This window comes from Proteiniphilum sp., from assembly GCF_034927365.1.
Lineage (GTDB): Bacteria > Bacteroidota > Bacteroidia > Bacteroidales > Dysgonomonadaceae > Proteiniphilum.
On record NZ_JAYFQD010000010.1, the window covers coordinates 143,678 to 159,559 of the forward strand.

General features: G+C 41.9%; 11 protein-coding genes, 2 tRNA genes and 1 pseudogene. 2 read left to right on the forward strand and 12 right to left on the reverse strand.

Translation table 11 applies throughout. The features are described from left to right. Positions 1–27: 27 nt before the first annotated feature. Positions 28–2,367, reverse strand: coding sequence for a TonB-dependent receptor (locus VB073_RS07750; RefSeq protein WP_416349514.1), 2,340 nt, complete (start codon positions 2,365–2,367; stop codon positions 28–30). A gap of 335 nt (positions 2,368–2,702) precedes the next feature. Here VB073_RS07750 and VB073_RS07755 point away from each other — a divergent pair, with 335 nt between their 5' ends. Then, entirely contained in the window at positions 2,703–3,644 is a 942-nt protein-coding gene (locus tag VB073_RS07755) for an AraC family transcriptional regulator (protein ID WP_323403588.1), read from the forward strand. Between the two features lie 37 nt (positions 3,645–3,681). On the opposite strand, the gene VB073_RS07760 is transcribed toward VB073_RS07755, so the two are convergent. The 4 genes from VB073_RS07760 to VB073_RS07775 all read right to left on the reverse strand — a co-directional run bounded on the left by VB073_RS07760 (position 3,682) and on the right by VB073_RS07775 (position 9,571). Further along, positions 3,682–4,722, reverse strand: a complete 1,041-nt coding sequence (locus tag VB073_RS07760) for a GTP-binding protein (protein WP_323403589.1) — start codon at positions 4,720–4,722, stop codon at positions 3,682–3,684. Between the two features lie 27 nt (positions 4,723–4,749). Further along, positions 4,750–5,946: a GTP-binding protein gene (locus VB073_RS07765; protein WP_323403590.1), complete on the reverse strand. Its 1,197-nt coding sequence runs from the start codon at positions 5,944–5,946 to the stop codon at positions 4,750–4,752. 168 nt (positions 5,947–6,114) lie between these two features. Continuing rightward, entirely contained in the window at positions 6,115–8,427 is a 2,313-nt protein-coding gene (gene feoB / locus VB073_RS07770; protein ID WP_323403591.1) for a ferrous iron transport protein B, read from the reverse strand. A gap of 100 nt (positions 8,428–8,527) precedes the next feature. After that, complete coding sequence (locus VB073_RS07775) at positions 8,528–9,571, reverse strand: metal-dependent transcriptional regulator (protein WP_323403592.1); 1,044 nt, start codon at positions 9,569–9,571, stop codon at positions 8,528–8,530. Positions 9,572–9,768: 197 nt separating this feature from the next. On the opposite strand from VB073_RS07775, the gene VB073_RS07780 reads away from it, so the two are divergent. Further along, positions 9,769–10,446: a metal-dependent transcriptional regulator gene (locus VB073_RS07780; RefSeq protein WP_323403593.1), complete on the forward strand. Its 678-nt coding sequence runs from the start codon at positions 9,769–9,771 to the stop codon at positions 10,444–10,446. Here VB073_RS07780 and VB073_RS17440 read toward each other — a convergent pair. The 7 genes and pseudogenes from VB073_RS17440 to VB073_RS07810 all read right to left on the reverse strand — a co-directional run. Further along, positions 10,438–10,668: pseudogene (locus VB073_RS17440) on the reverse strand (GTP-binding protein); the annotation flags it as partial. The gene VB073_RS07780 and the pseudogene VB073_RS17440 sit on opposite strands and share 9 nt — an antisense overlap. A 33-nt stretch (positions 10,669–10,701) precedes the next feature. After that, positions 10,702–12,153 carry a D-alanyl-D-alanine carboxypeptidase/D-alanyl-D-alanine-endopeptidase gene (gene dacB, locus VB073_RS07785; RefSeq protein WP_323403594.1) on the reverse strand — a complete coding sequence of 484 codons (1,452 nt, stop codon included), beginning with the start codon at positions 12,151–12,153 and terminating at the stop codon, positions 10,702–10,704. 247 nt (positions 12,154–12,400) lie between these two features. Continuing rightward, positions 12,401–13,024, reverse strand: a complete 624-nt coding sequence (locus VB073_RS07790) for a porin family protein (RefSeq protein ID WP_323403595.1) — start codon at positions 13,022–13,024, stop codon at positions 12,401–12,403. 200 nt (positions 13,025–13,224) lie between these two features. Next, complete coding sequence (locus VB073_RS07795; RefSeq protein WP_323403836.1) at positions 13,225–14,451, reverse strand: pitrilysin family protein; 1,227 nt, start codon at positions 14,449–14,451, stop codon at positions 13,225–13,227. Between the two features lie 17 nt (positions 14,452–14,468). After that, positions 14,469–15,425, reverse strand: a complete 957-nt coding sequence (locus VB073_RS07800; protein WP_323403596.1) for an NAD(P)-dependent oxidoreductase — start codon at positions 15,423–15,425, stop codon at positions 14,469–14,471. A 233-nt stretch (positions 15,426–15,658) separates the two neighbouring features. Then, a tRNA-Asn gene (locus VB073_RS07805) sits at positions 15,659–15,732 on the reverse strand. 29 nt (positions 15,733–15,761) lie between these two features. Continuing rightward, a tRNA-Asn gene (locus tag VB073_RS07810) sits at positions 15,762–15,835 on the reverse strand. Positions 15,836–15,882 lie beyond the last annotated feature (47 nt).

The following is a 15,882-nucleotide window of genomic DNA, read 5'->3' on the forward strand; positions in this document are numbered from 1 at the left end:
GTTTATTTATTGTTTGTTTGAATTGGCTTATCTGAAAATATAACGGATCTTCATGCCGAAGCTGCGTCCAAGCAAGGGACGGTTAAATTCGGAGAGAAGATTAGCATTCGTCAAATTCTTTATTTTTCCGGATATAAAAAGCCGGCTGTTCATAAAACTGTGTTCGAAGCCGAGGTCGAAAGTAAGACTACGCGGAATACGTCGTTTGTTGTTTACCGTCATTTCGAAGTCATAGTAGTACTCCTCTATAAATGCGGCGTCAGTAAAGATTCGTGTATTTTGCCCTTTTCCTCCGAATAAATTCGATTTGTGGAATTCCAAACCTGCATTGCTCATAAAATAAGGAATATTGGGCATACGTTTTCCTTTTGTTGGGTTGGGGATTTCACTGCTTTCTTCATATTTTCGGGTATCCCTCAAATCCTGATAAGTGACATTGAAGTAACCATACAGCCATGAAGTTACATCACCTTTCACATCCAATTCCGCACCCAGTGTACGCATTTCACCGAAATTCTGATATTGGGCATCAATAAATCCTTTGGAGAATCGGATCATATTTTCCAGATGCATATAAAAAAAACTTGCCTCAATTTGTAGGTTGTCTTTCGAATCACCCATCCTGTCGTAAAGTAAACCGAAATTCAGGCTCGTGTTTCTTTCAGGAAGCAGAGTTTCCGCAGGTGAAATAGAATATCCATCTCCAAGCAATTCTGTTTCGGAAGGTATCCGGACGTCATATCCCGCTGAAAATTTTGCCATAAAATCTTGCGTTATCTTATATCGTAAGGCATTACTTATCCCAAAATTATTTTTTATCAGGTCTATGTCTTTCACATTGTCACCACCATATATTGGTGCTTTTTTTGTTTGCATTGAATATATATAATATCGGATAGTAAAAGAATTGAGTAATTTGTCTTCGTTGGTCCTCAAATCGTAGTTGATACCACCTACCCAGCTTCTCATTTTCGAATTAAATACACTTTTTTTCCCTAAACTTAGATCGCGTAGACTGTCTTCAGGAAAACCGTTTGCAAGACTGAATACAGAATTAAAGTTGATTGAATGGTTCTTATTAATCAGGTACTCCAGATTCAGTTTGCTGAGAATAGTAAATTTTTTGTCATTGGAATTGGCGGCGTATTGGTTCCCTAATTCACCACCATATATTGATGGTGTTGGATATCGGCTCCCGTCCCAGTCATAACGGAATTTAGCCGTATCGATCAAGTTGATTTGTGTATAGGCGACAGCATTACTTACATCAAAATCAAGTCCGTCGATTAAGAAATTATCTTTTTCCAATGAATTTGCCAGTATAAAGGCTTTTGAATTTGTTTCAGCTTGACGGATATCGTTTTCGATACCCTGTATTTGTCTATTGGTAACAACGACAACAGGTTCGAATTCAACTTCATCGAACCACCATTTGGTAGCTTTGAAACTACCACCTATCAGTAATTTTTTAAATAAATCGTGTTCACGTTTTATTTTCATTCCGGTATAAGGAGAAGTCATCGTGTAATCGTTTCCCGCATAAGTATATCCTCCGCCGATGCCGAACAATATTCCTTTCTCCGGTAGATTCCGTTTTGCGACAAGTTGTGCTTTGTTCGAGTTGAATGATTCACGCATGTAACTTACATCCATGTAGCGGTCGGGGTATTCTTTTATCACAAGATTAACGGCTCCGCCCATCGATGAACCACCGAAACGTGCCGGAACAACGCCCTTGTAGATTTCAATCCTTTCAATCATATCCACCGGGATATCATTTAAATCAATAAAATCACTTTGGTCGTTCATGGGAGTTTCATCTATAAAAAACCCGATGCGTTTTCCTTCCAACCCACGTACGGAGATTCGTGAGGCACTTCCAACCCCGCCGGTTGTCCGGATTGTCATTCCGACAGTTTTGGATAAGACATCCGAGATACTGGTAACTGTTCCCTGTAAATTCGACATATTGATAACCGTTACCGGCATACCTTCCTCTTTTATCTGCCTTGCTTCGGTCTTGGCGGTAACAGTTATTTCATCCAGTTTATTTATATCGGGTTCCAGTTTGATCTCTATATTCTTGAATTCATTTTCTTTGAGTATAACTTTTATGGATTGAGATTCGTATCCGATAAATGAGGCTATAAGCGTATATTCTCCTTGAGATAGTTCATTCAATACAAATCGGCCTCTATCATCGGTAGCTTGTCCTTTATTGACTGATTGTATATAGATGGTTGCACCTACTAATTCTTCATTGCTTTCAGCATCTTTTACAATTCCCCTGATTGTCGCAGAAGATGTTTGGGCATATAAACTAAAATTCCCGTTGCTAAATAGAACCAGAAGTAATATTGTATACATGAAATTTTTCATATCTAAAATAACCTTAAAATGTAATGAATAAGTTGATAATAACACTATAATGAATCTTTTTGTACCTCTCGAGACGTTTTCAAATTAGGCAGGCAAAATTAGTCTCTTTAAAAAATGATTTCTTACGCGATCAGACATATTATTTTAACGAGGAGATTGCTTTCATAACATATGAGTAGAAAAAAGCTAAATAATCCCCATAAATGAGGATTGTGTATTTCTCTTTTCAGTATTAACTTGCATTCGGAAAAAATCAATAAAAATTGGAATATTTTGTCATTCCAATTATTCGGTTCATTTAAAAAAATTTATCGGCATAAAAGATGAAATCTTGTCAATCATTTCCGAAAAATAATGAAATTGGCATCCGGCAGCTAAAAACAGATTTTGGAGAATTTGAATGGTACAGTAAATTCGCAAAAGATAAGAGAGTCACCAGATTTAGATGCAATTTATGTAAAAAACCTCTTTTCCCGAAAAATGAGGACGATACTGATATATGCTTCTGTTTTATACTCAAAAAGTGCAGCCTCAACAGAAATTTGGCGCCCATTGTACAAGAGATAGAGGATTGGCATCATTCCGACAAAGCAAATGACTTACACAAGGTACTTGAGAATTTGAAATCAGATTGTTTTGATGTCATATTACCCGAAAATTATTTCAACAAATTGGCTCTTGAGCATCCTAAAGATGTAATGCTTCTAATGGAGAATACCGACACTGACCAGTGTCTTGGAATGAGGAAGACTTTTGACGCGACTGCTGAAATGATACGGATTATAAGGCAAATTGAACATTCTGTTTTGACAGATAGCTGTTCTTCCATGTATATTGATGCTAAAATACGGGAATTGCTCTCTTTGCAGCTTCATAAATGCCGTTTTTCCTGTGCTTCAGTTTGTGATAACTGTATCATCAGGCATAGAAGCAAGATAGAGAAAGCACGTATCCTTCTTGAACAACTGTATTTGCATCCACCAACGGTAGCTGAACTGGCACTTCAAGTCGGCACTAACGCTACTGTCTTGAAGAATGGCTTCCGCTTCTTTTATAACAATACGGTATATGGCTATTTGTTTGAATACCGCATGAACATTGCCTGTAATCTTTTGCTTGAATCCACCACTCCAATTATCGAAGTTGCGGAACAATCAGGGTACGAGCATCAGTCCCATTTTTCGACTGCATTTAAACGCAAATTCGGATTAAGTCCACTGGAATTCAGAAAAACAAATAGTGGCTTGGTTATAGAAAATATGTGATCGTTTTTATTTGCCTGAAATAACCGGAATAATATAATCAGGGAGACACAAAATCTTTGTCCAGACATTGGGCCAACATTTTCTCCAATCCTTTTGATGTAAGGTCTTTGCCGATAAATACGAGTCTGCTTTTGGGCATTTCATCTGAGGGCCACCTCTCTCCCATCGTAATGGCTAACGCTCCGGCAACCGACTGTACGATTACCTTCTGCGGTTCATCGTTTGCCCAAATAAAACCTTTTACCCGGTAAATATTTTTTGCCTGAAGACTGAGAAACACCAGCAGGCGATGTCCGAACATATCGAGGTTGAACGGCCTGTCGAATACGAAACTGAGAGAACTGATGCTGTGATGGTGAAATTCATCATGGGTAGCATCGGCATGATGATGGGAATGACTATGATCATGGTCATGATGTTGAGCCGGCTCAACGGTAGTAGTCATTTTACCATCAAAGTCATCACGCGTAAGTGCCATTATCTTTTCTAAAGGATAACCGGATTGCTTGTCTCCTGTTAATATCGTCGCAAAGGGATTGATGTTACGAAGCAGCTCTTCCAAATCGAAAAGGTGTTCTTTACGAACCGTATCCGTTTTGTTGATCAGAATAATATCCGCAGAAACAATTTGTTTGCGGGCCTCTTCCGTTTCTTCCAGTTGAAAATCGATCTCCTGGGCATCTACAATACATATAACCCGTTCCAGTTTATAATATTTCTGAATATCCGGATAAACGAGGAAAGGTTGGGCGATGGCCGCCGGATCGGCTATTCCGGTCGTCTCAATGACCAGTTCATCAAATTCATCGTTTCTTTTCCATAATGTATGCAACAACTTGAACAAATCTTCATTCAGGCTACAACAAAGACAGCCATTGCTCAATTCAAACACATCGCTGTCCGGCGCGACGATCAGTCCGGTATCAATCCCCTCCTCCCCCAGTTCATTTTCAATAATAAAAGGACGGACTTCTTTCCGATAAGTAATATACTCGTTCAGAAAGGTGGTTTTACCCGCGCCAAGAAATCCGGAAATAATGGTGACCGGTTTTGTCGTTTCAGGCTGATGAGTGCTCATTGTTATAAGGAATTTATTATCTTGGGTTTATAAAAAGTCCCAGCTGTTATCCGTCAATAACTCGTTCTGGAAAGCATTATACTCGATATCGGTGCAGAGGCAATATTCCATTTCCGAACGGATCTTCTGCTCATCCATCCCCTGACCGATAAACACAATCTCATTCATCCTGTCGCCCCATTGATTGTCCCACCGGCTCAGGATGTATTCTTCGTTTGCCTGAAACGAGGGATTACGGTTCCGTTCCTTGATAGAAAAAGAGGCCCACCAGACACCAATTCTCTCCACGACGATGGATCCACCGGCCTGACTTAACAGCATGGCTTCATCCTTTCGGTTCGCCAACCAGAAGAATCCTTTACTACGAACAATCCCCGGATCCCATTGTTTACTCAGGTATTTCTTGAATCGACCGGGATGCAATGGTCGATGGGTGCGGAAAACAAAAGAGCTGATCCCGTATTCATCCGTTTCAGGCGTATGCTTGTTCTGTAACTCCTTTTGCCAACCCGCACTCTGGGCGGACTTTACAAAATCAAACAAGCGGGTATTGAGAATCTCTTTCGGATCGATATTCCCACGATCCGCCAAAAGCAATTTTGCTTCGGGATTTAATTTCGTGATGATACGTTTCAATTCCTCCTGTTCATGCGGCGAAATCAGATCGATCTTATTGAGCACGATGACATTGGCAAACTCAATCTGCTCCACCAGTAGATCCACGATGGAACGATCGCTGACGGTATTGTCAGGATCCCTGTCGACCAGCGTGTCCGATGATCCGAAATCGTTGTAGAAATTAAATCCGTCCACCACGGTGACCATCGTATCGAGACGGGATATTTTTGTCAGGTCGATGCCCAATTCTTTGAATGCATAGCTGAATGACTGGGCAATCGGCATCGGCTCGGCAATACCGGTTCCCTCGATCAACAGATAGTCGAAGTTTCCGTTTTCAACCAGTTTCGTTACCTCTTTCACCAGATCGTCTCTCAATGTACAGCAAATACAACCGTTGCTTAACTGGACCAACTTCTCTTCGGTCCGTGAAAGGGTAGCACCCTTTTCTACAAGTTGTGCGTCGATATTCACTTCACTCATATCGTTCACGATGACAGCCACTTTCATATTCTCCCTGTTATTGAGAATATGGTTCAATAGGGTGGTTTTACCGGAACCCAAGAAACCACTGAGCACTGTAACCGGTATTCGTTTATCTCTCATTGCTATTTTCTCCTTTGTAAGATGATCGTATACTATACTTTTGCATGATTATTGAGAATCATGATACAAATGTAGTAAAATAACAAATGAAACAAAGTTGCATTTATAAATATTTTATATTTTTATGCTCATTACCGTTATGTGGTTTAAATCGAGATTATTTTATTATCAGTGCATCAAAAACCAAATGTGCGTGGTGATGAAACAAATTGTAAATCCAAGCACCAGCGGCAGGAGGGTAGACACCATCGTCCATTTCAGGCTCTTGGTCTCCTTATAAATTGTGAAAATAGTTGTGGAGCATGGATTATGCAATAGACTGAACAGCATAAGGTTGACAGCCGTCAGCATGGTCCATCCTCCCGCATGCAGGATATCTCCCGTCTGACTGATGGATGTACTGTCGATCATTACACCCGCCCCTGCTCCCACACCGGATATTCCCGTCATAAGGACGGTGAGCATCAATATCGTGGGGATCACTATTTCATTGGCAGGTATGGCAATGATATAAGCCAACAGGATGACTCCGTTCAATCCGAAGACAAACGCAAATGGATTGGACCAGTCGATAAAATATTCGGCCAGACTCATCCCGCTGATGGTAACATTAGCCACCAGCCAGATGAGAACCCCGGCAGGAAGCGCAAAGACAATAGCCCGCCATAACACGAAAATCGTACGGTCGATAAGCGAAGTATACAATGTCTGCCATATCCGCGGGGGACGATATGGCGGAAGTTCCAGACTGAAAGTGGAGGCTTCCCCTTTCAACACGGTTTTACTCAGTCCCCATGAGACGACAAGGCTCAGGAAAATACCCAATAAAGCTACGCCGACAACAGCCGCGGCGGAAACAATACCGGCCATGGCAGCGGGAACAGCCGTGCCGATGAAAATGGTGGCAATAAGAATTTGGGTCGGCCAGCGTCCGTTACAGAGGGAGAAATTATTGGTGATAATGGCAATAAGCCGCTCCCGCGGGCTGTCGATCACACGTGCCGCCACCACTCCGGCAGCGTTACAGCCGAATCCCATACTCATGGTCAACGCCTGTTTTCCATGCGCTCCCGCTTTACGGAACAGGTTATCCATGTTGAAAGCTACCCGGGGCAGGTAACCGAAATCTTCCAGCAATGTGAAAAGCGGGAAAAATATGGCCATGGGCGGCAGCATCACCGAGATGACCCACGCCATCGATAAGTAGGCGCCGTCGATCAAGACACCGCTCAGCCACCAGGGGAAATGGGCTGCCTGAGCCCATTCATTCAATAGTGGATGTAGTTTGTCTACCAGTAGCGAAAACAACAAACCCGAAGGGTAATTGGCTCCCGAGACAGTGATCCAGAAAACACCCGCCAGTAGCAGGAACATGATGGGGAAGCCCAACCACTTGCTCGTCACGATCTTGTCGATCTTCAAATCGAGATTGTAGGGAGGTTTACTTCCTGATACGGAGACTGTTTTTTGAGCAACCTGAGATGCTTCCGAATATATTGTTTCGATGACGGTATCATGGAAATTGAGCCCCAGGTCCCATCGCTCCGCGTTGGCGGCGGACAATATCTCTTCACGCTCTTTTTGAGAGATCTGCCCTTTTTCTAAGACTATTCCTTCCTGTGATATAGATCCTTCCTGCCATTTCGATTCTTCCTGTGATACCAATTGTTTTTCCGGGGCATTCTCTGCTTCCGAAACGGAAGAGGCCAAATCCTGCTTCAACGATCCTAGATCACCCGAACGGATGGCGTCAATGATACTCTGGTCGCCTTCGAGCAGGCGTAGGGCGACCCAGTTTAGATTGGGAAGATCGGGGAAAACCCCGTTTATCTTTTCGGTAACCGCCGATATCGCACGTTTCAGATTGGCCGGCTGGTTTTTTGCCCGGCGGGGCTTGCAGATATATTTCCCCGAAGCAACCTCTTCAATGGCAACAAGAAGTTCATTCATTCCCTGTTTACTCCGTGCCGAAGCCGCAATGACAGGAATGCCCAACTCACGTGAAAGTGCACGGACGTTGATCTCGATATGGTTCCGACGGGCTTCGTCCATCAGGTTAAGGCAGAGTACGGCCCGATCGGTTATTTCAAGGATCTGGAGCGCCAGGTTCAAATTGCGTTCGAGGCGTGTGGCATCGGCCACAATAACCGTAACGTTGGGTCGGCCAAACAATATAAAGTCGCGGGCCACCTCTTCATCCACACTCGTGGAGAGTAGCGAATAAGTACCCGGCAAATCGACCACTTTGTATCTTTTTTCATTATAGGAATAAGCTCCTTCGGCACGGATGACCGTCTTTCCCGGCCAGTTGCCGGTATGTTGCCTCAATCCGGTGAGATTATTGAAAACCGTACTTTTTCCCGTATTGGGGTTGCCGGCAAGCGTAATCACATAATCCGTATTTTCAAGGTCCACCCCTAACCGTGTCAGGTTATCCTTATGATAGAGCGGACAAGCTTCACAACTATTTTGTATATCCATAATATTCAATTTCATTAGGCGTTTTGAGTCACCTTCGCTCCTCGATTGTTAATTCTCGCAACGGCATAATCCAAGCAAGCTTGTCTTCTGCTCGTATTGCTTAACGAAAACGTTCTTTTTCTTTGTTCCTGATAAAAATCTGGTCGGCCTGATTTTTCCGTATCCCGATGGTAGTTCCCATCACCCGGTAACCGATCGGATCGCCCGAGGCGCTTTGGATGATGGCAGAAATTTGCTGTCCGGGGACAATCCCCAAGTCCATCAACCTACGGCGCTGTTGTCCCTGAAAATTGAGAGAAATACCCACGACTTCGGCCTTTTCCCCTACTTTAAGCGATGAAAGCCGCTCCTGTTTTGCCGAAGCAACATTTTTATCAGTCGACATTTCTACTGTCACCTGCTTCGCAAATTGGGGTATCAATGTCCGCTCTTCACCATCGGCGGCAAAAGTGATGTGATCTTTATCCGATTTCAATACATATATCTGCAAACCGGGATAAAGTCCCTCCATAGCGAGTTGTTGATAAACCTCCACCGGTTCGTCTTCGATATGGATGATGCGGGCCATGTCACCCTCCTTTAACTCGTTTAACGGCCGTCCTTTGTGACCGGGTAATTCTCCCGAAGCGGAAGGAATGGGATCTCCATGCGGGTCAAAAGCCGGATTACCAATACTGGCAGCGAGTTTCTCCACATCTTCGTCGGACAAGGTATGCTCAAGATAATCGGCTTGCGTATGCCATTTGGTATGGGGCAATCCGGTCTCATCGGCGAGGTAGCGCTCCCAGACCCGGTGCACCCGGATGACACGTAAAGCGTATGAACGTCCTGTTTCTGTCAGGATATAGGTCCCGTTTACCGGAGAAGTCAACTCCATCGATTGAAGTCGTTTCAGAAGCTTGTTCAACTTCTCTTTTGATATACCCAGATTGTCCGAAAGATTTTCCGGCTCGCACACAGTACCCTTGTATTCGCAATCGTATAAATACTTTAATGCATCTTCCAACAGCACCCGTTGACTATCTGTACCTGTTTTTTTCAATTTTGCCCACAATCCTTTTTGAGGCCGGAATACCCAACATAGGAAAAGGATAAGCAAAACGAAAATCAATATTGAAATAATGGGATAAAAATGATTTGCCATACAATCTCTATTGTTATTTGTTGTTTGTTATCATTATTATTATCAACTTTCGTAAGTTGTATGATTGAAATTGAAGCATTCCATATATATGCAAAACTTGAATTAGCAATATTTAGACTCGGCAAAATTATATATTTAGATTAATCTAACAAAAAATTTAAAGTATTATTTTTATATTTGCAGAAAAATAAAAGACAATGATTTTTCAAACGAAAGAAAATTATCTAAAAAACATCTATATGATCGATGAAGAAACGGGTGTAATTTCTTTGTCGCAACTTGCCAGGCGCTTACATGTAAGTGTCCCTACGGTTAATAGTATGGTAAAAAAGTTAGATGACGACGGTTATGTCATTTACGAAAAATACCAACCTGTAAGGTTGACCGACAAGGGGAAGAAGGAGGCCGCGCTTATTGTCAGGAAACACCGGATTATTGAAATGTTCCTGGTGGAAAAAATGAATTTCGGTTGGGAGGAAGTCCATGATATTGCAGAGCAGATAGAACATGTGAATTCGGAAATATTCTTTGAGCGGATGAGTGAAATGTTGAACCATCCATCCTTTGATCCTCATGGCTCCCCCATCCCGAATCAAAATGGAACCGTAACTCCTGAAAACTATACTCGATTGTCGGACGCGGAGAATGGTTCCGTAGTAATTTTAAGGAGATTACAGAGCGACAACAGGGATTTACTACAATACCTGAACAACAAAAGTATTACCTTACACACAAAATTCACGATAGAATACATTGAACCTCTTGATAAAAGTATGAGTATCCGGTATAATCAAGGCGCCATGGCTACATTGAGCAAAGAAGTCTGCGATATGCTTCTGGTTGAAGTTACCAATGAAGATGCTTCCCGATTTTAACACAAAATTGTCGCTATAATTAATAACCAATGCACCGGCAACCGACTGTACAATCACTTTCCGGGATTCTCCATTTGTCCATATAAAACCTTTTACCCTGTATATGTTCTTTGCCTGAAGATTGAGAAACACCAGCAGTCGATGCCCAAACCTATCGAGATTGAACGGCTTGTCAAAGACAAAACTAAGCGAACCGATGCCATGATGTATGTAACGGATGATGTGTAGGGTAGGCTGATAGCAGTAAGGAAAACCCTAAATTTCATTCACAACCGACAATAAAAACTGTTCAATAGCTTTTCTAACTTCCAGACGGGTACCGTTAAATTTATTCACCATTATGCTTAAGGCATATTTTTTATTTCCATCAATAAGATAGCCTGCATAGCAATGCACTCCACTAATGCTACCGCTCTTCGCTACAATCTTTCCACTCAATTTTGTATTACGAAGGAAATAGGTAACCGTACCTTCATGCCCTACTTTCGGCAAAGAATCGTAAAATGCCTTGGAATAGCTGCTTTTATTATACATATAGACAAGCAGGTCGGTCTGAAATTGAGGACTCACCGCATTTGAAGGTGCCAGCCCGCAACCATCATGCATTTGCAATGAGGAGGTAGAAACCCCTTTCCCCTGCCAGTATTCATAGGTATAAGAAATACCTGTCTCCGAGGCATCGGTGTAGATGTCATCATTTCGATACCGGCCTAAAGTACGGAGAAGATGCTCTGTATAATGGTTATTACTTGCCACGTTAATTTCACGAATTATATCCTTCAATGGAGGAGACATCTGCGTATGTATCACCTTCCCTACCCGATAGACTGATTTCCGCTGATCGGCTTTACAAACTCCGGAAAAATAATCGTTACGTGCCGTTTCAATCTTTCCGATCCGGAAACCGGCACGGGAGAGATAATCAGCCAGTGTTTCCCCCAGTAGTAACCCAGGATCTGGAATATCTCCTTTAATGGTGAATTCTGTTTTTCCTTCTGGAATATTACCTCTCACCGACCTGTTATAGGAAAATGGCTCTCCATAGATATAAGCATTATCCTCTCCACTATTGTTTAGTGAGAGTGCATTCCGAAAGGTAAGCCCTTTAATTTCCGGCTCAGTACGCAGGATACGGGGACAACTATTTTTATCGGTAGTATTGAAGACAAGCCGATAGCTATTATCGAAAATACTGATCCCATAATTGCCCGCAGCATAATAATTACCCATATCGATCCATGTCCATCCGGGTGCCACACCATCATAACCGAACAGATTATCCACTATATAGATGGTATATTCCTTATCCTTGGAAAGCACTTTATCAAGCTCATTGGCAGCATTGATAAAAAAAGCGTTTTTATTATCGCCGAAGGCTTCACTGCCCAACGTAGGATCGCCTGAACCCAACACCAAGATACGGGAAGGATTATTTGCGTCGAGTGCCACCTCGGTCTTATAACGATAATTATCACCCAACGTTTCCAGAGCCGTAGCGGTAGTAATCAACTTGAGGGTCGATGCAGGGGTAAGTGATTTTTGCGCATCATGAGAAACGATACTCTTACCGCTTTCCAGTTCAACCACAGAAACACCCACCGAAGCATGTTTCAGTGCCGGATTGTTAATAAAACGCTGTAGTGCTGTTTGGGAGTACGAAAATCCTGTTCCTAAAAAGAAAATAATTAAAAGAAAATATTTTTTCATAAGATTTTTTGATTTAGAGGATATCTCTAAGCATATAGCTCTTTCACTTTTTCGATCTTCGATTTCATTTTTCAATTTACCTCCACATAGGTTCATCTCACATTCGGCGAATAAAGATTATTTATCTCTTTTTAAGAGATGTAAAATCTATTGAATGACAAATATATGCATAAACCGGGAGAAATACAAAAAAGGATGACCCCTAAAGAGCCATCCCCATATATGAATCTGCTATTATCTACTCTGTTTAGAATTTATATCCTACTGAGAGGTAAGCATTTTGATTCTTTACTGTTCCTGAATTAGCAATATTCACTAAACCCATGTCCCAACCTAAATCGAGCATGATCTGTCCAAATTCAGTACCTACACCAAGACCTAAACCAGCATCAAAGGGCTTGAATAATTTATCATCTCCAAATACGTTAGCTCCATCTTCTTCGACAGAATTTTCCCCTAATGATCCTTTAAATTTACTCTTTCCTGCTACTCCATAAGCCAAATAGGGGCCTGCATGGAAAACGACGCGTGTACCGGGTGAAACATCCAGTTTATAAGCATAATGTACGGGCAATTGTAAATACATTGGGTTTACTGTAACTTCTGCAGATGCACTGCCAGCAGATGCAGAGTATTTTGCTCCCTTAGTTGTGAAATACAGCCCTGTTTGGATAGCACTGTTAGGTGCAAGGTCATAGTCAGCCGCCAAGCCAATATGGAAACCGATCTTCATATTTTTGTCATTCAGTTCGTCACCATAAAAATTCGACATGTTTACACCACCTTTTACCCCAAGGCTTAGTTGTTGGGCACTTACTGCTGTCACCACTACAAGCATTACTGCGATCAGTGAAAATTTCATTTTTCTCATAATTTCGTTCTTTTAGTTAAAAATTTAGGCTGTTTTATATGAAGATCATGTCTTCATCGGCATTCAGACCATTTACCTTCGAAATAGTTTAAAAGCTGTAGATAAAACATTCAATAATATGATTTTGTTTTGTCCCCCCTGTATATTCATTACTTTCCTTATCCGACAATAAGGTGTAACACTGCATTTCTTCCATAAAATCACACATAACTCAACTGGAATGGAGGGGTGGATAATATATCATTGGCAACCCTCCTGATTTCCTGCGATGTAATATTATCTATTTGGGTATAGAGCTCATTGAGCGGTACATAACGATTGAAATGAAGAAAGGCCTTCCCCATTCCTAATGCACCGTTCTCATGATTCTCCGCGGCAATTCCCATTTGTCCTTTCCACTGCCGTTTTGCCCGTATCAATTGTGAGGGTGTCAACTCGCACTGCATGATCTTTTCGATTTCTTTACCAATCAGCCGCAGACATTTCTCCCTAAGTTTCGGATCGGAAGCGAAGTAAATGGTGAATAAACCGGTATCGGAATACAATGTCAGATTAGACTCCACATGATAGACCAATCCGTGCTTTTCTCTCAATGACACATTGAGCCGGCTGTTCAGGCTCCCACCACCCAATATGTGATTGATCATATATAAGATGTACTTATCTCGATGATACATATTGAATGTACGCCATCCCATTACCACATGCGACTGGGAAGTTTCTTTGCTAATTTCAGTTTTCAAAGGAAGAAGGATATCCGGAGATATTCGTTCTTTGACGGGTAATGCTCCGTCCGACGAGTTTATAGCAGATGAAAAATATTTTTCCGCCAGACGTACCACTTTTGAAAAGGGGGTCTTCCCAAAAGAGAAAAAGACCATGCCAGCGGGACAGTATTGTCGATCGACAAAATGCTTCATATTCCCCTGATTGAATGACTGCAACGTTTCCGGATCACCCAGTATATAATGTCCGAGATCGTGTCCGGCAAACATAAGATTTTCAAAATCATCATATATGAGTTCGGATGGCGAATCGTCATACGATAGAATCTCATCAATGATCACCTCCCTCTCCTTTTCTATCTGCCGTTCAGAAAATTGGGAATGAAAGACAATATCATTCAAAAGTTCTATAGTCCGCGACAGATACTCCTCCGGAAATGCCGCATATACAAGTGTCTCTTCCTTCGCCGTATAAGCATTAAGTTCACCCCCTACATCCTCCATCCGGTTGACAACATGATGTGCCTTCCGCTTTTCAGTTCCTTTAAAAAGCATATGCTCCACAAAATGGGCCATTCCCTGTTCGGATGGAAATTCATCACGGGTTCCACTGTTTATCGCCATACCACAATAGGATATAGCAGATGGAAAAGAACGGTGAATGATTCGTAAACCGTTTTCTAAAATATGTGTCTCTATCATCATTTAATACAACCCGATTAATTTACCCGTGATACGAGGTAGATTCCTTCATAAAATCCAACGATATTCTGTGCCATCTCAATTGACATATTAATACGATCCTCCATTGTTTTTGTAGCAGCATGAGGAGCAAGTACCACATTATCAAGTTCCAGGAACTCCGGGAGAATATGTGGTTCATTTTCGAAGACATCCAGACCTGCAGCCCAGATCCATCCTTCTTTCAAAGCTTTCGCCAGCGCTTTTTCATCCACCATGCTGCCTCGAGCCGTATTGATAAACACTACAGTGGACTTCATCATTCTTAACTGTCTTTCGCCTATCATGTGGTGCGTCTGTGGCGTGTAAGGTGCATTCAGTGAAATATAATCGGCAATCCTCAACAATTCTTCAAATGTCACATACCGGGCATTATACTGTTCCTCAATACCCCTATCCAGACGATTCCTGTTATGGTAGATGATCTCCATACCCGATGCTATGGCACGACGTGCCAATGACTGGCCTATCCGTCCCATACCGATAATACCCAATATTTTTCGATATACCGGCATGCCACTCTCGGCATAAATACCCCAACTTACACCTTCCGGGGTTCGCAATTTCCGATCGTAATAACCTATACGCCGACCAGCAGCCAACAGAAGGGCAAAAGTAAACTCGGCGGTAGGTTCACGCGTACTGTTGGGAATATTGGTAACCACAATTCCTCTTTCCGTAGCGTAATCCACATCGATATTATTAAACCCCACACCCCAATTAGAGATCAACTCTAATTTTACACCTCTATCCATAATTTCCTTATCGGTATAAAAACTGAAATTGGGGACAAGCACTTCATAATCTGGAATCATTTCCAGTACTTCCTCTCTGGTGAAATAGGATTTATCGGTTGGAAGCGTAATATCATATTTCCCTTCTAATGCTTTCAACCCTTCCGGTTTTAACCGATATGCTATTAATACTTTCTTCATATGTTTTTTTGAGAAGTTAGAAATTAAAAATTAGAATTAGGAAGTTAGAATGTTGAGAAAACCAGAAGTCTCTTAAGAAACAAAATGTTTCAACGCATTTTTTGAACGGAGAAAAACGTTCTGGAATGCTTGGTTCTTAATTCTTGGTGTTCAGTCCATATTCCCACTGTCCCTATCCACCTATATCCAACAAGTATATAACAAAAAAACGAGCCTTCCGACTCGTTTTTTTGCTCTTCCTCTTGGACTTGAACCAAGGACCCTCTGATTAACAGTCAGATGCTCTAACCGACTGAGCTAAGGAAGAATATTTCACCTTAAAACTTAACCTTTCCGCTCTTCCTCTTGGACTTGAACCAAGGACCCTCTGATTAACAGTCAGATGCTCTAACCGACTGAGCTAAGGAAGAATGTTTTGTTTGCCGAAAAGCGATGCAAAAGTAGTATAATTTTCCGA

What these genes read in the sequence shown, in the direction of transcription:
- feoB (WP_323403591.1), bottom strand. Translation starts at nt 8,427, where the DNA reads ATGGATATACAAAATAGTTGTGAAGCTTGTCCGCTCTATCATAAGGAT.
- VB073_RS07765 (WP_323403590.1), bottom strand. Translation starts at nt 5,946, where the DNA reads ATGAGAGATAAACGAATACCGGTTACAGTGCTCAGTGGTTTCTTGGGT.
- VB073_RS07790 (WP_323403595.1), bottom strand. Translation starts at nt 13,024, where the DNA reads ATGAGAAAAATGAAATTTTCACTGATCGCAGTAATGCTTGTAGTGGTG.
- VB073_RS07775 (WP_323403592.1), bottom strand. Translation starts at nt 9,571, where the DNA reads ATGGCAAATCATTTTTATCCCATTATTTCAATATTGATTTTCGTTTTG.
- VB073_RS07760 (WP_323403589.1), bottom strand. Translation starts at nt 4,722, where the DNA reads ATGAGCACTCATCAGCCTGAAACGACAAAACCGGTCACCATTATTTCC.
- VB073_RS07795 (WP_323403836.1), bottom strand. Translation starts at nt 14,451, where the DNA reads ATGATAGAGACACATATTTTAGAAAACGGTTTACGAATCATTCACCGT.
- dacB (WP_323403594.1), bottom strand. Translation starts at nt 12,153, where the DNA reads ATGAAAAAATATTTTCTTTTAATTATTTTCTTTTTAGGAACAGGATTT.
- VB073_RS07755 (WP_323403588.1), top strand. Translation starts at nt 2,703, where the DNA reads ATGAAATCTTGTCAATCATTTCCGAAAAATAATGAAATTGGCATCCGG.
- VB073_RS07780 (WP_323403593.1), top strand. Translation starts at nt 9,769, where the DNA reads ATGATTTTTCAAACGAAAGAAAATTATCTAAAAAACATCTATATGATC.
- VB073_RS07750 (WP_416349514.1), bottom strand. Translation starts at nt 2,367, where the DNA reads ATGTATACAATATTACTTCTGGTTCTATTTAGCAACGGGAATTTTAGT.
- VB073_RS07800 (WP_323403596.1), bottom strand. Translation starts at nt 15,425, where the DNA reads ATGAAGAAAGTATTAATAGCATATCGGTTAAAACCGGAAGGGTTGAAA.